This is a genomic window from Pseudoalteromonas sp. S1727, from assembly GCF_005886375.1.
GTDB lineage: Bacteria > Pseudomonadota > Gammaproteobacteria > Enterobacterales > Alteromonadaceae > Pseudoalteromonas > Pseudoalteromonas haloplanktis.
Window position 1 is genome coordinate 45,561 of sequence record NZ_PNDT01000031.1, and the last position, 22,079, is coordinate 67,639.

The 22,079-nt window shown below is 41.9% G+C and carries 19 protein-coding genes; 10 read left to right on the top strand and 9 right to left on the bottom strand.

Going from position 1 to position 22,079, the window contains the following annotated elements; all coding sequences use genetic code 11:
* Positions 1–25: 25 nt before the first annotated feature.
* Together lysA and lptM are read right to left on the bottom strand one after the other, a co-directional pair.
* Complete coding sequence (gene lysA, locus CWB85_RS09515) at positions 26–1,279, bottom strand: diaminopimelate decarboxylase (RefSeq protein ID WP_138554727.1); 1,254 nt, start codon at positions 1,277–1,279, stop codon at positions 26–28.
* Entirely contained in the window at positions 1,279–1,473 is a 195-nt protein-coding gene (gene lptM / locus CWB85_RS09520) for an LPS translocon maturation chaperone LptM (RefSeq protein ID WP_016709996.1), read from the bottom strand. Before lptM ends, lysA begins: the two co-directional genes overlap by 1 nt.
* A 148-nt stretch (positions 1,474–1,621) precedes the next feature.
* Here lptM and cyaY point away from each other — a divergent pair, with 148 nt between their 5' ends.
* The 8 genes from cyaY to add all read left to right on the top strand — a co-directional run bounded on the left by cyaY (position 1,622) and on the right by add (position 11,327).
* Positions 1,622–1,945 carry an iron donor protein CyaY gene (gene cyaY / locus CWB85_RS09525; RefSeq protein WP_138554728.1) on the top strand — a complete coding sequence of 108 codons (324 nt, stop codon included), beginning with the start codon at positions 1,622–1,624 and terminating at the stop codon, positions 1,943–1,945.
* On the top strand, positions 1,942–2,598 hold the full coding sequence (locus CWB85_RS09530; protein ID WP_029216242.1) for an alpha/beta hydrolase: 657 nt from the start codon (positions 1,942–1,944) through the stop codon (positions 2,596–2,598). The genes cyaY and CWB85_RS09530 overlap by 4 nt, the downstream gene beginning before the upstream one ends.
* 24 nt (positions 2,599–2,622) lie before the next feature.
* Positions 2,623–3,492: a DUF2914 domain-containing protein gene (locus CWB85_RS09535; protein WP_138554729.1), complete on the top strand. Its 870-nt coding sequence runs from the start codon at positions 2,623–2,625 to the stop codon at positions 3,490–3,492.
* Between the two features lie 51 nt (positions 3,493–3,543).
* Entirely contained in the window at positions 3,544–4,494 is a 951-nt protein-coding gene (gene hemC, locus CWB85_RS09540) for a hydroxymethylbilane synthase (protein WP_016710000.1), read from the top strand.
* Entirely contained in the window at positions 4,495–6,351 is a 1,857-nt protein-coding gene (locus tag CWB85_RS09545; protein WP_138554730.1) for a uroporphyrinogen-III C-methyltransferase, read from the top strand. It abuts the gene before it with no gap.
* Complete coding sequence (locus CWB85_RS09550) at positions 6,348–7,457, top strand: heme biosynthesis HemY N-terminal domain-containing protein (protein WP_138554731.1); 1,110 nt, start codon at positions 6,348–6,350, stop codon at positions 7,455–7,457. Before CWB85_RS09545 ends, CWB85_RS09550 begins: the two co-directional genes overlap by 4 nt.
* A 38-nt stretch (positions 7,458–7,495) precedes the next feature.
* Positions 7,496–10,192, top strand: coding sequence for a CHASE domain-containing protein (locus CWB85_RS09555; RefSeq protein ID WP_138554732.1), 2,697 nt, complete (start codon positions 7,496–7,498; stop codon positions 10,190–10,192).
* A gap of 133 nt (positions 10,193–10,325) precedes the next feature.
* Positions 10,326–11,327, top strand: a complete 1,002-nt coding sequence (gene add, locus CWB85_RS09560; protein WP_029216243.1) for an adenosine deaminase — start codon at positions 10,326–10,328, stop codon at positions 11,325–11,327.
* Between the two features lie 34 nt (positions 11,328–11,361).
* Here the strand turns inward: add and CWB85_RS09565 are convergent, their stop codons facing one another.
* The 5 genes from CWB85_RS09565 to ubiD all read right to left on the bottom strand — a co-directional run bounded on the left by CWB85_RS09565 (position 11,362) and on the right by ubiD (position 15,636).
* Positions 11,362–11,766, bottom strand: a complete 405-nt coding sequence (locus tag CWB85_RS09565) for a CBS domain-containing protein (protein ID WP_016710005.1) — start codon at positions 11,764–11,766, stop codon at positions 11,362–11,364.
* A 128-nt stretch (positions 11,767–11,894) separates the two neighbouring features.
* A complete protein-coding gene (locus CWB85_RS09570; RefSeq protein ID WP_138554733.1) occupies positions 11,895–12,587 on the bottom strand; it encodes a helix-turn-helix transcriptional regulator in 693 nt (230 codons plus the stop codon).
* Positions 12,588–12,607: 20 nt separating this feature from the next.
* Positions 12,608–12,928 carry a hypothetical protein gene (locus CWB85_RS09575; RefSeq protein ID WP_016710007.1) on the bottom strand — a complete coding sequence of 107 codons (321 nt, stop codon included), beginning with the start codon at positions 12,926–12,928 and terminating at the stop codon, positions 12,608–12,610.
* A gap of 441 nt (positions 12,929–13,369) precedes the next feature.
* Entirely contained in the window at positions 13,370–14,083 is a 714-nt protein-coding gene (gene fre / locus CWB85_RS09580) for an NAD(P)H-flavin reductase (protein ID WP_016710008.1), read from the bottom strand.
* Between the two features lie 86 nt (positions 14,084–14,169).
* Positions 14,170–15,636, bottom strand: coding sequence for a 4-hydroxy-3-polyprenylbenzoate decarboxylase (gene ubiD, locus CWB85_RS09585; RefSeq protein WP_016710009.1), 1,467 nt, complete (start codon positions 15,634–15,636; stop codon positions 14,170–14,172).
* Positions 15,637–15,802: 166 nt separating this feature from the next.
* Here ubiD and CWB85_RS09590 point away from each other — a divergent pair, with 166 nt between their 5' ends.
* A complete protein-coding gene (locus CWB85_RS09590; protein WP_138554734.1) occupies positions 15,803–18,442 on the top strand; it encodes an EAL domain-containing protein in 2,640 nt (879 codons plus the stop codon).
* Here CWB85_RS09590 and CWB85_RS09595 read toward each other — a convergent pair.
* Together CWB85_RS09595 and CWB85_RS09600 are read right to left on the bottom strand one after the other, a co-directional pair.
* Positions 18,439–20,460 (bottom strand): methyl-accepting chemotaxis protein, encoded by a 2,022-nt coding sequence (locus CWB85_RS09595; RefSeq protein WP_138554735.1) that lies wholly within the window; start codon positions 20,458–20,460, stop codon positions 18,439–18,441. The genes CWB85_RS09590 and CWB85_RS09595 overlap by 4 nt on opposite strands.
* Positions 20,461–20,536: 76 nt before the next feature.
* Complete coding sequence (locus CWB85_RS09600; protein WP_016710012.1) at positions 20,537–20,821, bottom strand: MliC family protein; 285 nt, start codon at positions 20,819–20,821, stop codon at positions 20,537–20,539.
* Positions 20,822–20,941: 120 nt separating this feature from the next.
* On the opposite strand from CWB85_RS09600, the gene CWB85_RS09605 reads away from it, so the two are divergent.
* Positions 20,942–21,862: a DUF808 domain-containing protein gene (locus tag CWB85_RS09605; protein WP_016710013.1), complete on the top strand. Its 921-nt coding sequence runs from the start codon at positions 20,942–20,944 to the stop codon at positions 21,860–21,862.
* The last annotated feature ends 217 nt before the right edge of the window (positions 21,863–22,079 follow it).

The window sequence follows — 22,079 nt, forward strand, 5'->3', positions numbered from 1 at the left end:
ACAGAGCAGCCGTGTTACAAAAAGTTTATGGTAAAATTTTCTCACCTTGCCATAAGCTTTCAATTGTTTCACGTGCGCGGATCAAATGACTCTGCTCACCATCAACCATAATCTCAGCCACACGAGGGCGAGAATTATAATTTGAACTCATAGTAAAGCCGTATGCACCCGCACTGCGCTGTGCTAGTAAATCACCTTGTTGCAATGCCAACATGCGATCTTTACCTAAAAAGTCACCGGTTTCACACACAGGGCCAACAATATCAAAATTGTGGGTGGGGGTGTCGTCATTGCGTGGGGTTACTGGCACAATGTTTTGCCATGCTTGATATAATGCAGGGCGCAGCATATCGTTCATACCGGCATCAACGATCGCAAAAAACTTATCTTGGTTTTGTTTAATAAACTCAACTTTAGTAACTAAAATACCGGCATTAGCAGCAATTGCACGGCCAGGCTCAAAAATAAGCTCTAGGTGTTGGTAGTCACTTAAACGCTCGGTGATATGTGCCACGTATTCGCTCGGGTGTGGCGGGGTTTCACCGTTATAAGGTACGCCTAAGCCACCGCCAATATCTAAGTGGCTCAGTTCAATGCCATTTGCTTTTAACTCATCAATCAGTGCCAGCACTTTATCGAGGGCTTCTAGGAATGGTTTTATTTCAGTAAGTTGAGAGCCTATATGGCAGTCAACGCCGGTAATTTTTAAACCAGGTAATGATGCTGCATATTGATAAACGCTTACAGCCGTTAGAATATCTATACCGAATTTATTTTCTTTTAAGCCTGTTGAAATGTAAGGGTGGGTTTTAGCGTCAATATCAGGGTTTACACGAATCGAAATCGGCGCCACTAAATTAAGCTCGCTAGCAACGTGTGATATGCGATCTAATTCAGACACTGACTCTACATTGAAGCATTTAATGCCTAGTTTTAGCGCATAGGCAATTTCGTCAGCTGTTTTTGCGACCCCTGAAAAAACTACTTTACTGGCATCACCACCTGCTTCAATAACACGCGCAAGTTCACCTTTAGAAACAATATCAAACCCTGAACCTAAACGCGCAAGCACGTTTAACACGGCAATGTTTGAATTCGCTTTTACAGCATAGCACACTAAGTTTTTATGATTGGTGGCCGCTTCAGCAAAAGCAAGATAATGACGTTCAAATGTTTTGCGTGAATAAATATAGCAAGGTGTGCCGTATTGCGCTGCAAGCTCATTGACAGCGATGTCTTCAGCATGTAGCTGATTATTTTTATAGTCAAAAAAGTCCATTATTGGTCCTGTTTCGATTCAGTAGTTGATGACGGTGTTTTAGTAGCGGCAGGCGCTACTTGTTCTGGTTGATTCGGCTCTGCATTTTCTTCAGGTAAATACAGTGGACCACTTTGTCCGCAACCAGCTAAAGCGATAAGAAGTACACTGAGTGAGGAAAGTCGTGTTAATTGTTTAAGATGCATCTCTTTCATTAGATTAATCGTGTTGCTGGCTTTATAATCGCAGATTAACAGAATATCTAAAAAATGCAGCTATTCGCGGATGAATTTATTCCTGTTACACTAGTTGCACGCAATTCGTACCGAATACCTGGCTAAATGCCCGTAAAAGGAAACAATTATGACTGATCATGAATACCATCAATTAGCCGAAGCACTTATGTTTACCATTGAAGAGCAAGTGGATGACTGTGAAGCCGACTTAGACTATGAATCTGGCGAAGGTATTTTGGAAATTATTTTTGCCGATCGCAGTAAAATTGTCATTAATAAGCAAGCGCCTTTACATCAAGTGTGGGTTGCAACTAAGTTTAATGGTCATCACTTTGAATTACGTGGTGATCAGTGGATTGATAACCGTTCGGGCGCTGAGTTTTGGCAGTTTATGAATGAGGCGACCACGCGTCAGGCCGGTCAAACAGTTGAGTGGCAATCAGCCTTATGAGTTTAGCGTTTGTAGAGTACCCGGCAAAGGGTGAGCATAAAGCAACGATTATTTGGTTGCATGGCTTGGGCGACTCAGGCGATGGTTTTTTGCCTGTTGCATCACAACTTGCGTTACCTGATGAGCTTGGTTTGCGGTTTGTATTTCCCCATGCACCAGTACAGCCGGTCACCATAAATGGTGGTATGGCTATGCGATCTTGGTATGATATTAAATCAATGGATTTAGATAAACGTGCGGATGAAGCTGGGGTGTGTGAATCAGCGGCTAAAGTTGAGTTATTGATCAATCAAGAACTCGAGAAAGGCATTCCAGCAAATAAAATAATATTAGCTGGTTTTTCTCAAGGTGGCGTTATTTCATTACATTTAGCACCGCGCTTAAAGCAAAAGCTGGCTGGTGTGATGGCGTTGTCGACATACATGTGCGTGCCTGAGAAATTAACAGCTGAAGCAAAACAAACAGGTTTAAATGTATTTATGGCTCATGGTAGCCAAGATCCAGTCGTACCTTATGAGGCTGGCCGTCATGCGTTTGATGTATTGGTAGCGCATAACATGGAGGTAAGTTGGCAAGACTATCCTATGGGCCATCAGGTCTGTGGGGAAGAGCTATTGGCTATCCGCCACTGGTTAATTGCCCGCTTAAGTTAATAGTGTTGAGTAGCCGAGGCTAAAATGAAACAAAAAATAGTGATCACCGCAAATATGAGTCGTGCAGCAGCACCTACTGCCCCAGAAGTCACCTATCAATGGCATTGGCAGCGCATTGTGGCTGTCATGTTATTGGTGGTATTTGCGTTAGTTATTGTTGCATATAGCCTATTGGGCTCGGTAAACGCCGAGCAAAATGATCAACAGCCTATTGATAGCTCAGTGGCGGAGGTGGTAACTGACAGTGTAACTGATGACCCGCAGCTAGCTGACCCACGTATTGAGGAAAGTGATACTGAACTTGATTCAGCCTCAGCAATACCAGTTATTGCAGCCGTTATTGAAAACCCTGATATTGATGACCTTGCAGCATCAGCCAGTGAGCCTGAAGCGCAAATTACTGTTCAGGAACAAGAAGTCCGCGAGGAGTTACCTGCTAGCACCACTGTTATTCCTGATACGAATGAGGAATTGGTTGGACAAGAGGTAACCGTTCAACAAACTGATAGCTTTGCACCTTCGGCACATGTGGCCAGCGTTGCGCTTGGTGCGCGAATTGATACCGACAAAGTAAGTCGAGCTGTATTGACGCGTGAAGTCGTAGACCGTGAGCCGGTTAACGTATTTAAAGCAGATGTGCGTTTTAATGAATTTACAGAGACGATGGCATTTTTTAGTGAACTCAAAAACCTGCAAGGGCAAAAAGTTAAGCATGTTTGGCGCTACGAAGATGAAGTGCTAGCCAGCATTGAGCTCGATGTTACTTCGCCTCGTTATCGTACTTTCTCTAATAAAACGATTTTACCTGAACAAGTTGGTAATTGGCGCGTTGATGTTGTTGATGAACATGGCCATTTGTTGGCACAAAAAGAATTTCGCATTTTGGCTGAGTAAGCGTTTAGCGTACTTTGAGACTCAGCAAAGAAAATTAATTGGACTCTATTTATGATTGGAAAAGCGACAAAAAAATCTCAACTAATCCGTATTGCGACTCGTAAAAGTGCCTTAGCACTGTGGCAGGCGGAATTTGTAAAAGCACAACTTGAGCATTTTCATGCTGATCTTACGGTTGAGTTAGTGCCTATGTCGACCCAAGGGGATATCATTCTCGATACTCCGCTTGCAAAAATTGGCGGTAAAGGCTTATTTGTTAAAGAGCTTGAGCAAGCTATGTTAGATGGCCGTGCTGATATCGCTGTGCATTCAATGAAAGATGTACCGGTGGATTTTCCACAAGGGTTAGCGCTGCATACTATTTGTGAGCGCGAAGATCCACGGGATGCGTTTGTATCGAATAGCTTTGATAATATTGCACAGTTACCGCAAGGTGCTATTGTTGGTACATCCAGTCTACGTCGTCAGTGCCAAATACGTGCATTGCGCCCTGATTTAGAAATTCGTGATTTACGTGGTAACGTGAACACGCGTTTAGCCAAGCTTGATGATGGCCAATATGATGCGATTATTTTAGCGGCTGCAGGTTTAATTCGTTTAGAAATGCATGATCGCATTAAAGCCTTTATTGAGCCGGAGCAATCGCTACCAGCTAATGGTCAAGGTGCGGTAGGTATTGAGTGTCGTATTGATGATGAAGTAACCAAAGCATTACTTGCACCGCTAGAGCACAATGAAACGCGTATTCGTGTAAATGCAGAGCGTGCCATGAATCGCCGTTTAGAAGGCGGTTGCCAAGTGCCAATTGGTGCGTATGCATTAGTTGATGGCGAGCAAGTGCATTTACGTGGCTTAGTGGGCGCGATTGATGGCAGCGAAATTTTGCGTGCTGAGATCAGTGGTAATGCCAGCGATGCAGAACAACTAGGTATACAACTGGCCGAGCAATTACTTGCATTAGGTGCAGATAAAATTTTAGCAGACGTATATAGAGACGCATAAATGGCACAGATCCTGATAACTCGCCCACATGGAAAAGGCACCGACCTTGCGCAGCAACTGTCGCAGAAGGGTTATCAGGCGACCTTGTTTCCAGTTTTGAAGATCGATTATTTCACACCAAACAACACCCAGCTAACGCCTCTACTGAATGCAGATAAAGTTATTTTTATCTCTCAAGATGCCGTCAATGCACTACTGGCTCTAAAACCCGATATTAATACCAAAGCACAGTTTTATGCTGTAGGCGAACAAACTGCTGAAGCCATTTGGCAGGCATTTGGCGTGCGCGCCGCGGTGCCTAAGCAGCATGATTCTGAAGGATTATTAGCGCTGAAGTCATTACAGCAGATTGATGGGCAAAATATTGTTTTAGTGAAAGGCAAAGATGGCCGACCTACTATTGCAAAAACGCTCAAACAGCGTGGAGCATTTTTAAATAATTTAGTTGTTTATCAACGTAGCCCTACTGAGGGAAATTCAGCTGACTGGCTAGACCACTGGCAAAGCATTGATGTTAAAGGTATAGTCATTACAAGTAATGCGGCCGTTGACGCGATTTTTCGCCAGCTGAGCGTGCAACAACTAGAATGGTTAAGACACTGTCAGTTTTATGTTGCCAGTGCTCGCATTAGCGAACACCTTGCGGCGCAGCAGATTGACTCGGCAAATATACACATTGCCGCAGGTGCAAGTGATAGCGCTATGTTTACTTGTATCAGCGAAGGTACCCTTATGAGTGAAGATACAAAGCCAATAGCTGACACTAAAGCAGCACAAAGCAGTACAACCAAAGTGAATACTAAGGTTACAGACTCTCCTTCGGCAACAAAAAAAGACTTTGCTATGAAACAAGAAACGCCCCCAACTAACAAACAAAAAGTAAGTAAAACTGGCAGCTTAGCACTGCTGATCTCGTTAATAGTGGCAGCTGGGGTGGGGTATCAGTTTTATCAAAAATTAAATACGCAGCAGCAAGCTAATCAAGTGATCAATCAACTATCTGCTGACAACCAACTGCTTGGTAAAGAGCTACAAGCCGTAAAAGTCGCCCAGCAAACCTTGCAGCAAGCCTTGTTTAACAGTGAGCAAAAAGTGACGGCAGCTTTAGCTGCAAGCAAAACACAAACACAGCAGCAACTAGAAAGTGCGTTACAGCGTGCAGAGCAACAAGCTTATAGCCTCAACCCCCAAGAAGTTACCAGCTTGCAACGTATGGCTGAGTTTAAATTGTGGGCTGAAAAAGATTATCAAGGTGCAACGGCTGTATTATCTCGCTTAGATGCGCTACTTGCTGAACACCCCGGCACAGGCGCTATTCGCCAGGCAATACATCAAGACTTGCAAGCGCTAAGTACTGTTGAACCGGTGGCAGTAGAAGCCATTTATTTAACGCTGCACGGCGTGCTTGGGCAAGTTGATAAGCTTGTTTTTAACGCGGTGGCATTACCACAAGAAGTGGAACAAGAAGATCAACATGCGTTAAGTGAGAATATCAGTGATTGGCAGCAAAACTTAGCGAATTCATGGCAGCAATTTAAAGATAACTTTATTAAAATTCGCCAACGTGAAGATATTGCTATTGAACCTTTATTAACCGAGCAAGAGCGCCATCTTATCCAACAGCGCTTAAGCTTATATTTATCGCAAGCGCAAGATGCACTGTTGACTAAACAAGCCAGTGTTTATTTTACCGCGTTGAGTCAAGCCGAAGTATTAGTAAAAGATTACTTTAAACATGATGACGCTCTCACTAAAAGTACGCTTAAAACGTTGCAGGAGTTGAGCAAAGAGCAGTTAAACTTTAGTCCAGCTATCACTTTGAAAAGTACTGAGCAGGTCAAGGAGTGGGCACAATGATCCGCTTAATATTGGTTATTTTAGCCGTTGCGCTACTGCTTGCTTTATCGCCGATGCTAATAGGTGAAGTGGGTTATGTATTAATTTCGTTTAATCAAACAACTATTGAAGGGTCTATTGTCGCTTTTTGTGCGACCATTTTGGTTATCGCGCTCGGGCTGTATTTAACTTATAAGTTGATCCGTTATATTTGGTCTATGTATAGCAACACTCGTCATCGTTTTTTTGCCCGTAGTGAAGAGCGTAAGCAAGCTGCGATTGAGCAAGGTGTATGGAGCTTAATTAATGGCGATAGCGAACAGCTTGAACTTGCACTGGCTAACAACAGCGTGGCTGATAATTGGCAAGATGTGCGCTATGCGTTACTAGCCAAAGCGGCTTTACAGCATAATGACCCGAGTAAAGCAATTGGTTTACTTGATCAAATATCACCAGCAAATCAATTGAAGGCCGCGAAACTTTGGCTTGCCAGTGGTGATTGCAGCACCGTAGCGGGAGAGCTAAAGGTGTTGGCTGAGGCTAAGAAAGCCACTGCCTTGGAACTGAAACTCTATGCTGAGGTACTTGTGCAGCAGCAAAAATGGACGGCACTTGAGCAATTTATGCCGCGTTTATTAGCTAAAAAAGCATTAACACAGAGCCAATGGACAGTGTTATTAACCAGCTATTTTATGGCGCAGCCACAGTCGCAATTAACCGATAAATACCAGCAGTTACCCAAGCCGGTAAAAGCAAAAGCGCAGAACTGTTATTTAGCGGCAATGGCCAGTGCCGGATGCTTAAATGAAATAGAGTTAAGCCTGATAAAAATGCTGAAAAAACCAGAGCAACATGCCGAGCTTGCACAGATTTTGAAAGTCTCCGCACCGGGAGACGCGCTAAAATTACAAGCAAGTTTGCAAGATACGTTAAAGAAAGACTCTGATAATCAAGACTTGCTACTTGCGCTTGCTTGTCTTGCGAATGCGCATGGGGAGTATGACCTCGCCGCGCGGGTATTTGATAAGGCCTTAACCCGAGAAAATAGCAAGGCATATTTCGCTCAAGCACAGCTTAGTTATAGTAAAAGTGCGCAGCCACAAAAAGCACTCGATCTTTATTCGTAGAGACCGCGGATCCATACCGGCATAGGAGCGCCAGAGCATTGAAAAATATATTTACTCTGACGTTTAGCATTGCTTTTGCTTATTTTTTAACTGGCTTCTTTAGCAATTCACTGTTGGCAATAGATGGCTATGCAGTGGCCTCGTGGCCACCATCAGGGATCGCGCTTGCTAGTTTTTTATTGTGCGGAAAACGCGCCACCTTCGGCATTTTACTCGGCGCTTTATTGACTAACTTGCTCCATCTTGATCAAGTTGTTGATATTCTCCATTGGCAGGTTTTTCTACAAGCTTTAATTGTCTCGTTAGGGGCGGTGTTGCAGGCTTGGGTTGGTTGTTATCTGATAGTCAAAATCATAAAAGCCCCCCTCGATCTCTCCTCTTTAAAACACAGTATACAAAGCTTGATCGTTGCAGGACCTATTTGCTGTGTAATTTCAGCATCGATCGGCACAAGCTTATTAGTCTTTAATCATGTTATTCCCATGCATGATGCATTTGATAATTTTATAGCATGGTGGATCGGCGACAGTATTGGTGTCTTGATTTTTACGCCACTTATATTAGCTGCTTTCAATTACGCGCAAATGCGTCACCGTTTACAAGTCATTTTGCCTTCGTTATTGATCTATATTGTGATCAGTATCAGTTTTTATGCCGCGGCAAGTGTGAAAAGAGATAAAGAGATTCAAAAGCAAGAAGCGAAAATTGCCGAAATAAAATTGGAGATAAGCCATAAATTAGATGAAATAACCAGCCATTTAACACTACTGTCGACCTTTTTTGCCAGTAGTGATGAGGTTAGTTACGGTGAGTTTGAGCGTTTTACTTCAAAACAACTGAATTATAGCCCTGAAGTACTCGCGTTTGATTGGGTGCCAAATATCTTGTTAGCGGATGTTGAGCACCATCAAGACAAAGTGCGCCAGCAAGGCATGCATAACTATTATATAAAAGAAAAGCCACAGCAGTATTGGCAGGGTGTTACCAAACGTGAAGGCTATTACCCTATACTGTACGTAAACCCTATAGCGGGGAATGAAGAGGTGATAGGTTTTGATTTAGCGTCAAATAGTCAGCGCCGTAGCGCATTAATGATGTCCAAGGAATTGAATGAATTAGTCATTAGTGAACCCGTTAAGCTAATACAAACAAAGAACGATGATAGCGGAGTGTTGTTTTTCTTTCCGGTGTTTGGCGATTTACAAACCCAAGGTGATTTTAGGGGATTTGTGGTAGCTGTTGTTAGCTTGGCACGTTTGGCTGAGGCATTACAATTTAACCATCATAGTCAAATTAGCAGTCATTTCTATGATGTAACTGAGGCTGATGCACGACAATTAATTTATCGCACTTCGCGCACTGATATAGAGCTGTTGAGTGAATACCAACTAACGATAGGCAAGCGAGTTTGGCAAGTACAGATCTTTGAGCCAAAGGCACAAATGTCGTGGTTATTGTATTGGCTTGCGCAAATATTAGGGATGTTATTTGTGTGGTTGTTGATTACATTTTTGATCTCGGTAACGGGGACTAATATTCAGATCCGTGAGCAGGTTGCTCAACAAACACGAATTTTGCGTCAAGAAAAACAAAAAGCCGATAAAGCAAGTCAGACCAAAAGTCAGTTTTTGGCTAATATGAGTCACGAAGTCCGCACCCCAATAAATGGTATTAAGGGGCTGCATTATCTGGCATTACAACAGCAAGATTGGCAGCAAGCACGAGGTTTTATTGAGCAAGCAGATGGTGCGCTTAGCGTCTTGTTGCGAGTATTAAATGACGTACTCGATTTTTCTAAAATGGAAGCAGGTAAACTCGACTTAATGCAAGAGCCCATTGCGCTGAATAAGCTGATTGATGAGCTCGTTAACTTAGTGCAGTTTGAAGTTGATATGAAGTCACTGCAACTTATTGTCGATTTAGAAAATAATGTAGAGCTTCAGCTTGATAGTGACCCAATTCGCTTAAAACAAGTGTTGCTTAACTTATTAAATAATGCGATTAAATTTACTGCTACTGGCGCTATCACGTTAAAGGTGTGGCAACAGCAAGACAGCGTATACTTTAGCGTCAGTGACACGGGTATTGGTATTAGCGAAACAGCTCAACAACAACTATTTCAACCTTTTGCCCAAGCGGATAGTTCTACCTCTCGGCAGTTTGGTGGTACTGGATTAGGATTAAGCATTTGTAAAAAGTTAGTTGAGTTAATGGGGGGAGCAATTAGCCTCGTCAGTAAGGAAGGAGTGGGTTCAACGTTTACCTTCACCCTGCCACGCATCTCACCGCTGGCTAGGGCAGAGCAATTAGAGCCGCAGTTTAATGATATTGATACCAGCACTTTATCGCTTGCTAATTTTAAAATTTTATTAGTTGAAGATAACCCGCTGAATCAACATGTTGCTACCGCTATTTTAAAAACCAAAGGCTGTGTTGCAGATGTTGCCAATGATGGATTTGAAGCCATCGAAAAAGTGTCTGCAGCACGTTATGATTTAGTACTGATGGATATTCAAATGCCGAATATGGATGGTTTGCAAGCCACTAAAGTGATCCGCTATGAGTTATTTATGCATGAGCTGCCGATTATTGCTTTGTCTGCCAATGCTCATGACGACGATGTTAAAAAAGCACTCGCGGTCGGTATGGATGGTTACTTAACAAAACCAATCGATGCTGAGAAACTCTTTAAAACAGTGTGGCACTATTTGCATAAAGATGTTTCACAGCAATAAAGTCACTGTGATTTAACCTTTTATTGTAATGGGCTGACAAATGACCTCAATAATATGAATAAAATCATCTAAACTTGAATTACCGATTTAAGTGCGTATCATCCGCGCAAATTAACTGAACTGAGTGCTCATTATGATCAATAAAAAACTCCCCTTGCTAGATATACATCGCCATTTAGATGGTAATGTCCGTGCACAAACAATTCTTGATTTAGGTCGCCAGTTCAATATCAAACTGCCAGCTGACAATGTTGAAGCACTTATTCCACATGTACAAGTTATTGATCCTGAACCGAACCTAATGGCTTTCTTACAAAAGCTTGATTGGGGTGTTGCAGTACTTGGTGACTATGATGCATGTCGGCGTATCGCCATAGAAAATATCGAAGATGCTCAAGCGCAAGGCTTAGATTATGTTGAGCTACGTTTTAGCCCGTATTACATGGCGCAGAGCTGTGGTTTGCATCCACAAGGTGTGGTTGAAGCCGTTGTTGATGGTATTAAAAGTGCCACTCAAAACAACAGCGTGAAAGCGAATTTAATTGGTATTATGTCGCGCACTTACGGAACTAAAATTTGCCAACAAGAGCTTGATGCCTTGCTAGCGTTTAAAAATGACTTAGTCGCGGTTGATTTAGCGGGTGATGAAATTGGTTTTCCGGGCGAGCTGTTTGTTGATCATTTTAAACAGGTACGCGATGCCTACTTGGCTGCAACAATTCATGCTGGAGAAGCATTAGGCGCTGCCAGTATTTGGCAAGCGATTAATCAGCTTGGTGCTGAGCGTATTGGTCATGGTGTAAAAGCGATTGAAGATGCCAAGTTGATGGATTACCTGCGAGATCAGCGTATTGGTATTGAGTCGTGCTTAACCAGTAATGTACAAACCAGTACGGTAGCAAGCTTAGACGTACATCCTCTGAAGCGCTTTTTAGATCATGGTATTTTGGCTTGTATTAATACCGATGATCCCGCAGTTGAAGGCATCGAAATTGAGCATGAATACGCGATTGCAGCACCCGCTGCGGGGTTAACTCAAGCCGATATAGAAAAAGCTCAAGCAAATGCGCTGGCAATAGCTTATTTAAGTGATACAGAAAAACAGCAACTAATACACGCTGCTGCCGCACGCTAATAAGGGGTAGGCGTTTTTTATACGCCTAATATTTTTATTGGCAGCTCAGATAGTTATCAAACATTGCTTTGAGAATATCACTACGACCAATCATCCCAATTACTTTAGTGCCTTCAACAACAGGGTAGTTTTTTGGCTTCCCTGTTTTCATTTGCTCCGCAAGCTCTATGATGTTGGTGTCGGCGTTGACGGTGACAACCTCTGTCTGCATTAGTTGCGCAACCTTAACCACGCCGTCACAAAAATAACTACTTTGCATTAATGGCCTAAGTAGTTCTTGCTCAGAGATAAATCCTACTAAACATTTATTGTCATCAAACACCGGTGCACCGAGTAATTTAAATTTTTGCAGTTCCGCAATGGCGGTGGTCATTTCAGTCTCTGGTGTGATGTGTGGCAACTTACGTTGCATGAAATCTTTTACTTTTGTATTTAACATTTGGGTCTCTCCCAATTAATGACTTGTACAAAGTATGGTTAAGGATCCGCTTTTTGGGAAATTGTTTATGTTGATTATATTGATAGGTAGAAACAATCATTACTCAATTTAATTGCATTCTATTCATACTAACTTGTTTGATATTTAGCTTTTACTAACTCAATGTAATGAGCTAAATTTTTTTGTGGGTGGGTAACAAATACTTTGCAAACAGGCGTTATAGCTTGGATACGATCTAAACGAAATTCACGATAGTCAGTACGTAATTGGCAATAAGCAATCAGCGTCCATTTTGCTCCCCAGTACACAAGCCCTAAAGGCTCTGCAATACGGTGAGTGGACTGCTGGTTAACATCAATATAGTGAAATTCTATACAGGTTTTATTAGCAATCGCTTGGCGGAGTAGCAAGGTGGTTTGTTGCTGGCTTTTATCATGGCTAAAAGAGGGGACGATATAAGGCAACTCGTCGACTTGTTGTTTTAGTTTTTCAGGTAATACGGCATTTATTTTAGTTATTGCAGCTTGGGCATTTGCAGCTAATTGTGGGTCGGTCCATGCACTCACCATGTTACTACCCAGCAGTAGTGCTTGTAACTCCTCTAGCGTAAACATCATGGGAGGAAGGTCGTATTCAGTAATTAGATAGCCAACACCCGCCTCACCTGCAACAGGAACTCCTGAGCTTTGGAGGTGTTGAATATCACGGTAAATAGTGCGCTCAGACACATCTAACCTAGCGGCGAGATCACCTGCAGTGATCGCAAAGCGGCGACTTTTTAGTATATTTACTAGTTGAAATAGCCGCTCTGATTTGTGCACGAATGGATCCTTTATTTAGTTTAACTTTGCTGGCAAGCTGTTTGGCTCAGTACTTCATAATGAGTTAACTGTACACTTTGTTTTGCTATTAGCGCAGCAAACTGTTGGCAAATGGCATTTTCAGAAAACGCATCACTTATACGCTTTGCATCTGTTGGTGTAGCAAAGTATATGACATCGATGTAAAGCGGGGTATCAGGTTGCTTAGCAAGAGAGCGATAAAATACGCCCGGTTGTTGGTCAATGAAATTTTGAAATGCGTTATTAGCAATATGAAATTGTGCTAAATCGGCGTCAGTGTTGAGTGTGAAATTAACAACTTCGATTACGTTAGTGGTCATAATTATGCTCCTTGTTTAAGAGCGTTCAGTAAATCATAAGGTTTTGTCAGAGAGTGTCAGTAATGTAATCGTTGTTCTACATTAATGTTTTTGCGCAATTTCTTTGCTGTATGTCTCAAAGTCCGAAAGATGGTTATTAATCACCGCAATGATGATATCACTTGCATTTGCAATACGCTTGATGCCGAGTTTAAGTCAACGAGGTCAATATCGCTATTTTTGTTGGCAGTCCCCTAATTATGAGAGCCAAATAAATAGATCAGTTTTATGCCTTTAACATGTTTAAGTAAAAAAGTTACGATACGCTGTTCGATTGCCGAAGCCATAAAACGGCACTGATTCTATTTATTAAGTGAACTCAGTATAACTTTAATGGATGGGATTTGTATATTTAGTGAGGATTAGTCCATATAAAAAAAGCGCCACCGGCGCTTTAATACGCTACTTTATAAATGCAAAAGCATCGGCATACATGTTTTCGCGGATTGCGCCATGCGCCAAAAAGTCATCACGAACAATGCCAATCATATCAAAACGACCGGCCATGTAGATATCGTATGGTGCAAGTGAAACGATATCTTGCATTACGGCCTTATGTACATAACCGGTGTGCCCTGTCCAACTGTCCGTGGGATTTTCAACCACTGGAATAAAAGTAAAGTTTTCACGGCTATCAGCCCATGCTTGCATTTCGCTATGTGCATAAAGAGCTGACTCTTCACGGACGCCCCAATAAAATAACACTGGGCGGTCACAGCCAATTTCACTTAAATGGTCGGCCATCGATTTCACGTATGAGAACCCTGTGCCGCCAGCAAGTAAAATAATTGGGCGTTCGCATTGTATACGTAATTGTGAAATACCAAGGCCAGCTTCGATGGTCACTAAGCTTTTATCAGCATGTGCCGCACGAAGGTGTTCAAGGGTTTGCATTGCGTATGAATCAGCCGCAGATGCACCAATGTGCAGCTCTAGCTGATCACATTGTGAAGGGCGGCTCGCAATTGAAAAGGCACGTTTGTCTTTTTCACCGAGTACAACTTGTAAATATTGGCCTGCTTCAAAAGTAACGCTTTGTGCAGGTTTTAAAATGACCTTGTGAACAAATTCTGTTAATGGGCTGATAGCTACAACTTCAGCGTGTAATGTTTGCATGTTTTACCTTAAATTAGCGGATACGCACTTTATTTGAGCAATACTAGCATATCCGCAGGGTGAGTTTATAGCCTCTAACAGCGCTGTTAGAGAATATCTAGGCTTTGCCAAATTTCATCAACACGATCTTTAGTCGCTTGATCCATCACGATAGGCTCGCCCCATTCTCGAGTTGTTTCACCTGGCCATTTATTGGTGGCATCCATCCCCATTTTAGAACCTAAACCTGATACGGGTGAGGCAAAATCAAGGTAATCAATTGGCGTGTTTTCAATTAACGTGGTGTCACGAGCTGGGTCCATACGCGTGGTGATTGCCCAAATGACATCATTCCAGTCTCGCGCGTTGACGTCATCATCGCAAACAATCACAAATTTAGTGTACATAAACTGGCGTAAGAACGACCATACCCCCATCATTACCCGCTTTGCATGGCCTGGGTATTGCTTTTTCATTGTCACAACGGCCATACGGTAAGAGCAGCCTTCAGGGGGTAAGTAAAAATCGACAATTTCAGGGTATTGCTTTTGTAGTACAGGTACAAAGACTTCGTTTAACGCAACACCTAAAATCGCGGGTTCATCTGGCGGGCGGCCAGTAAAGGTACTGTGATAAATAGGATCTTTGCGATGTGTCATGTGTGTAACTGTCATCACTGGAAAGTCATCGACTTCGTTATAGTATCCGGTGTGATCACCATAAGGGCCTTCAGGAGCCATTTCGCCCGGCATAATATAGCCTTCAAGGACAATTTCAGCGCTAGCAGGCACTTGTAAATCATTGGATATGGATTTTACTACTTCAGTTTTGCTACCGCGTAGTAAGCCCGCAAAGGCATATTCGCTTAAGGTATCAGGTACAGGGGTGACGGCGCCTAAAATAGTCGCCGGATCTGCGCCTAGTGCCACCGATACCGGATAAGGCTGGCCTGGGTTTTCTTTGCACCATTCTTGAAAATCAAGTGCGCCGCCGCGATGGGATAACCAGCGCATAATGATTTTATTTTTACCAAGTAATTGTTGGCGATAAATCCCAAGATTTTGGCGCTTTTTATAGGGGCCTTTGGTGACGGTTAAACCCCATGTAATCAACGGGGCTACATCGCCTGGCCAGCAATGCTGAATAGGAAGTTTAGTTAAATCAACATCATCACCTTCAATAATGACTTGTTGGCACGGCGCTTTTTTTACTTCTTTAGCTGGCATGTTTAATACTTGCTTAAACACAGGTATTTGCCCGAATGCTTCTTTTAAGCCCTTTGGTGGCTCAGGCTCTTTTAAAAATGCCAGTAGTTTACCCACTTCTCGTAATTCACTGACATCTTCTTTACCCATCCCCATAGCGACGCGCTCTGGCGTACCAAATAAGTTAGCTAATACTGGGATGTCATAGCCTTTAGGGTTTTCAAACAATAAAGCAGGGCCTTTAGCACGTAAGGTGCGATCGGCAATTTCTGTCATTTCTAAATAAGGATCAACTTCTTGTTGAATACGTTTTAATTCACCTTTTTTTTCGAGTAACTCGATAAAATCGCGCAGATCTTTGTATTTCATTATGGGCCGCTTTAAAGCTGAAAAAGACTGCTGGTATTATACTTAAATTAATACGTTAAGCGAATTAAAGCGGCTTATTAAGTGAGTGTTTAATGAGCATTTTCATTACATTATTAGTGGAGTAAGCTATAGTGTAGAGCAGATGTATGAAATGAGTTTTCAATAAATGGGCGGGCTTATCATAAAGTTATTTATCAAGGTCATAGTTGCTTATTTTGTAATTACTGGTGCGGGACATGCAATTGCAAAGTCGTCTTTTGATTCTGTGATCAATGTGTCGCTTTTAAATGAGCACAGTGCAGTCATGCTCGTGGTTGAGCCGCAAACAGGTGAGATTAAATATGCCAATCAGGCTGCGGCATTATTTTATGGTTACAGTGTTGCACAATTGCAAACAATGCGGATTCAGCAAATTAATATATTTACTGAACAACAAGTTGCGCAAGAGCGTCAAGCCGCGCTCAATAAAGGGCAGAATTATTTTGTCTTTCAACACCGTTTAGCTAATGGTGAAACACGTACTGTAAGTGTTTATTCAGCCCCATTTAGAGTTGAAAATAAAGATTTCTTATTTTCTGTTGTGCATGATATTTCTTCGCAACGTAGCCTCGAAGCTGCGCTTTGGCATTACCAAGAAAACCTTGAGGAATTGGTTGCGAGCCAAACTAAAGAAATCGAAGGAAAAAGCGCGGACCAATTAATATTAGCGCTCATTTCAATTTCTTTATTGATGATCTTGTTAGCTATTTTAACTTTATTAGCAGCTAGGTTACGCCGTGCTAAAAAGTCGGCACAAAAAGACAGCGCAATGCTAAAAGCTATTTTTAACAGTATTGATGATCTATTGGTTTTCACCGATACCGAGCATGTTGTGATTACCGCTAATACGATGGCTATACAAAAGTTAGCAGCAGGAGAGTCACTGCAAGGGAAAAATATTTACTCATTTACACAGTGCCCAAAAGGTATAATTGGTGTTGATAACGAATGCCAGTTTCATGGTTTAGAAGAGGATTTTTGGGGAGAGGCACGAGTAACAGCTGTAAATGATGAAGCTAATATTAAGATAGGTGAAATACATTTAATTCGCGATATCAGCCAAAAACTGCAAACCCGACAACAACAGCGTTTAGCAAGTACCGTATTCTCAGCAACCAATGAGGGTATTTTGGTATCTAATCGTAACAATGAAATTCAAGCAGTTAATCAAGCCTTTACGCATATTACAGGTTATCAAGAACAGGATGTGATAGGTAAAACACCGGCAATATTAAATTCTGGGCGCCATAAACCTGCGTTTTTCCAAGCGCTATATCAACGTTTGAATGAAGAAGGACATTGGGAAGGTGAAGTTTGGAATCGTCGTAAAGATGGCAGTATTTATCCTAGTTGGCTCAATATTTCGGTGGTTTTTGATGATGATAAAGAGATTGAGCAGTATGTTGCTTTATTCAACGATATTTCTTTACGTAAAGAAAATGAGCAAGAGATGTGGTTGCAAACTAATTTTGATAACCTGACAGGGTTAGCGAATAGATACCATTACAACAATAAGCTTGATCAAGAAATGATCCGTGCCAGTGCTGACAATAAACGCTTGGCTATTTGTTTTATAGATTTAGATCGATTTAAAAGCGTGAATGATACGCTAGGGCATAATAGCGGTGATTTATTATTACTTGAGGCCGCTAAAAGGCTAAAAGCATGTATGCGCAGCTCTGATGTTGTTGCGCGTTTAGGCGGTGATGAGTTTGCGTTACTGCTTCCAGGGATCAACACCTTAGCTGATATTGAACGATTAGCCCAAAAGGCACTGCAGGCACTCAATTCCTCATTTAAAATTGGTGAGCAAGATGTGTTTTTGTCGGGTAGTATGGGGATCACTATTTTCCCTGATGATGCTGTTGAACGTAAAATATTACTGCGTAATGCTGACAGTGCTATGTACAAAGCTAAGGAGCAAGGGCGTAATTGTTTTGAATTCTTTACCAGTGGTTTGCATGAACAAGCAACAGCCCGCAGCAAACTTGAGAATGCTCTGCATAAAGCGCTGAGTAATAATGAATTTACTGTTTATTTTCAGCCAATTGTTAGCCATGATAAAAAAACGGTTGGGTGTGAAGCGTTATTACGTTGGCATAGTGCAGAATTAGGTGCTGTGTCTCCTGCGCAATTTATTCCTGTGTGTGAAGAACTGGGGCTAATAATTCCCATTGGCGAGTGGGTGTTAAGAGAAGCGTGTCGGGAAGCGTCTACATGGTGTAATTGTTTTGGTGAGCAATTTTTTGTCACTGTCAATATGTCGAGTGTTCAGTTCATACGCCAGGATATTGAAGCGCTAGTTAAAACTGTACTGCGAGAAACACAGTTATCACCTAAGTGCTTAACGCTTGAAATTACCGAAACGTTACTCGCTGACAACAGTGTGAACACGTTACAGCAGTTGCAAGCCTTACGAGCGATAGGTGTTGGATTAGCAATTGATGACTTTGGCACTGGTTACTCGTCGTTGAGTTATTTAAAACGCTTTCCACTGAGTAAATTAAAAATAGATCGGGAATTTATTAAAGATTTACCTGATGATCTTGAAGACTGCGCAATGGTGAGCGCAATAATTTCAATGGCAAGTAATTTACATTTAGAAGTGGTTGCTGAGGGCGTTGAAACCGCCGCGCAACGGTCTTTTCTTACAGCTTTGAATTGTGATTACATTCAAGGTTTCTTATACAGTAAACCATTACCCGCGGCATCATTTGACAAGTACATTAGAGAGTTTATAGATGGTCAACATCTTAACCAGCATTAGAATTTAAACCTTTCTACTGCGCTGGTAAGAGAATGAGCGAGCTGTTTCACATCTTCACTTTGAGTTGCTAATGTACTTGCATGTTCAGCATTGCTTTGTGCCTGCAAGGTTACTTGAGTCATGAGCTGTTTTATATCATTGCTGTTATCTAGTTGATGATGTGATGACCCCGCAATTTGTATACTCATCTGATTAATAGTCACTAAGGTACTTTTTATTTTATCTACAGCTAGATTGAGCTCACTGCTATTTTCTACACACTCTGTGGCTTGTTGCTGAGCATCATTAATTTCATGGCCTGCGGTGTTAGCTTGCTGTTGCAATGTTTGGATCATAGCGTGAATTTCACTTGTAGAGCTTTGTGTGCGTGCAGCTAAAGAGCGCACTTCATCTGCGACAACTGCAAAGCCTCGGCCATTTTCACCTGCGCGGGCAGCTTCGATTGCAGCATTGAGTGCGAGTAAGTTTGTCTGCTCTGCAATACTACTAATGGTATCCACAATTGCGCCAATTAATTGTGTGTGCTTGGTTAATTCGTCAGTACTTTGTACTGCTTGATCAAGGCGTGTGAGTAAAGCAACAATTCGTTGACTGTTACGATCAGCTATGTGGTTTACATCGTTAGCAAATTGCGAGGCGTTTGTAACTTCACCGGAAGTGTTATCTGCTTGTTCGCAAACAGCTTGTGAATTGCTAAGCATGTTATGAGCCACTGCACTGGCCTGAGCAATGTGATCTAGTTGCTGTTGTGCAGCCTTAGTCATTTGTTGGCCTTGCTCACTAGTTTGCATTGCTGATTGATCCAAAGTATGGGCGTTGTCACTTATTGCACTGAGTAGTTCACTCAAATCATCACTTAATTGGTTGATATTATTTAAAAGTATGCCAAATTCATCATCGTTCAGTGGTTTTGTACGTTTTGATAAATCTCCTGAGGCGATGCGTGATAGCGCTTTATTAACTGCATTTAATGGTTTTAGCATGGCTCGTGTCGTTAAAAAACAGATCAAGGCTGCGAACGAGATGAGTACTAAAGAGATGATAATAGCGAGTTTTGATCCCGTGCTGATCACTGATTGAGCATCGCTTTGTAAGCTGTTAAAGCGTTTATCAGCTAATTGGTTGAGCTCAATAATAAGTTGTTCAGTAAGTTGGAATTGCTGCTGAAAGGCTGAAAAGGCTTGCTCAGCCGCTACTTTGCTGCTTAAAAGTGTACTTTGTTGTTGATATAGCGTTATTAGTTGTTGATTTATTAAGTTTAGTAACTCTTTTAGGCTGGTAAAGTTGGTGATATTTTTTAGTTCACTTGCTTGTTGCTGCAGGTAAGTAAAATTAGATTGGATATTATCGAGCAAGAAGCGAGTGTCTTGTTGATGCTCATTAAGTGTTTGTAGGCTGTTTATATGATTGATCCCCTTAACATTGTTCCCCAAGGTGAAAAGCAAATCATCAATGCGGGTCGCGGTACCAACAATCGCGGCTAATAAAGTCTGCTGTTCAGCTGTTACTTCGATTAACTCTAAATCAAGTAGACCATTACTTAAATCTGCGAGGTTGTTAGCGTAATCATTGGCTAATGCAGCCACCTGTGTTTCGGCGGTTAACCCTTGCTGTTTGGCACTAAACATGGTTGTGCTGGTCGTACTAAATAGCTGGTATTGCTGTGCTACTTTTGACAGCAACTGCTGCATTTGCGGTTGGTCACTAAGTTGTGTGTTTAACTCTTTTAATTTGGAGGCAAATAGAGCTTGGTTTTCGCGGGTACTTTGCAGTTGCTGGTGTAAAGCTTCTTCACTTGTTTGGCTATACGCAACGGCATTATATTTAGTTATTGATAATAAAGATAAACGTAGCGCGTTACTTTGTTGTTGTACGGGGACTGCTAACGTTTCTATGTCTGAAGTAGCATGGTCAATTTTTCCTAGCGACCAGTAAAAAAAACCACTGCTGGCCAGCATTAAAAAACCAATGGTGGCAAAGGAAAAAATGAGTTTTGTTTTGATAGCAATAGCGCGCATAGCTAACCCGTAAATACTTAATTACTTATGAGTGTAGCAGTGTTTTTATAAATTATAAGCGTGGCGCGCGAATGCTTTACTCTAAGTTACAGTGGTATTTGTTGCCATCAATGATCAACATAGCTTCGTTACCTTTGGTCCAAAACAGCACATCATCATTGCTATACTTTACACCTGAAGCGCTGGTTTGCTGCGTTAACTGGTAAGTAACCTGATTATAGGCTAATGAAGCTGTTTCTTCACTTTCACTGGTGATAACCGCTGTAAGTTGGCTATCGCAGGAGAAAGACTGACTGTTTTGTTGTTCGGTACATGCGCTCAAGCTCAAAACACCGAGTGCAATTAATACGCTTTTATACATAAATTGTTACCTTGGTAAGTGGGTTTGACTACTAGCATAGCAAACGAAAATTAACCGTTGGTGAAAATGGCTGTTTAGGCTATGTTGATTATTATAAATATTTAAGTACAAGGAAATTTAATGGCAGGTACGAATCTATTAACTTTGTTGGATGATATCACGACGCTATTAGATGATATTGCCACAATGAGCAAAGTTGCGACAAAAAAAACCGCCGGTGTGTTGGGTGACGATTTGGCATTAAATGCCCAGCAAGTTACCGGTGTGAGTGCCGAACGCGAGTTACCAGTAGTGTGGGCCGTGGCTAAAGGATCTTTTCTGAATAAAGCGATTCTTGTTCCTGCCGCTTTGTTGATAAGTGTGTGGCTGCCTTGGCTAATAACGCCATTATTAATGATGGGTGGGTTATTTCTATGCTTTGAAGGTGCTGAAAAGCTCGTTGAAAAGTTCATACCTCACTCGAGCAACGACGATGTTAGTGATAGTGAAAATGTAGATTTAGTGGAATACGAAAAGCAAAAAATTAAAGGGGCAATTAGAACCGATTTTATTTTATCGGCAGAAATAATTGTCATCACACTTGGCACTGTGGCCGGTGCCAGTTTGCTTAATCAAGCGTTAGTGCTGAGCGTGATTGCTGTGATCATGACGATAGGTGTCTATGGTTTAGTGGCTGGAATTGTTAAACTTGATGACGCGGGTTTGTACTTGCTCACTCAAGCACAGCAAACCGGTAACCGATTTAAAGAGTTGTTAGGCAAAGGTTTATTAGCTGCTGCGCCGCGGCTAATGGCATTTTTAGCTTTTGCTGGAACGGTCGCTATGTTTCTCGTCGGCGGCGGCATTTTAGTGCACGGCATTAGTGTGTTGCATCATTGGCAAATAACGGTGGCTGAGTTTGGAGCAAACTATTTAGGAGCGACAGGGGGAGTTATTGCCCCTTTACTGTTTGATGGTTTATTAGGCGTATTAGCAGGAGCGGTGGTGGTGTTGATACATCATGCTGTTGTGAGTATGAAAACAAAAAAGCCGGCAAAGTAAATTTGCCGGCAATGGCTTAGCAAGGGAATGCTATGAAAGTCATTTAATCTTATACCAATCGACTTAAATATTTAACCATTCTAGCGGGCTAAATAAAGCGCTAACTGCGTTATAAATTTTTCATGTAGAACAACTACATGTCAAAATTTATGCCTTGTTATCACTCCATTTACCTGTCGCTATAAATGGTCAGTAACTCAACACGATTGGTATAAAA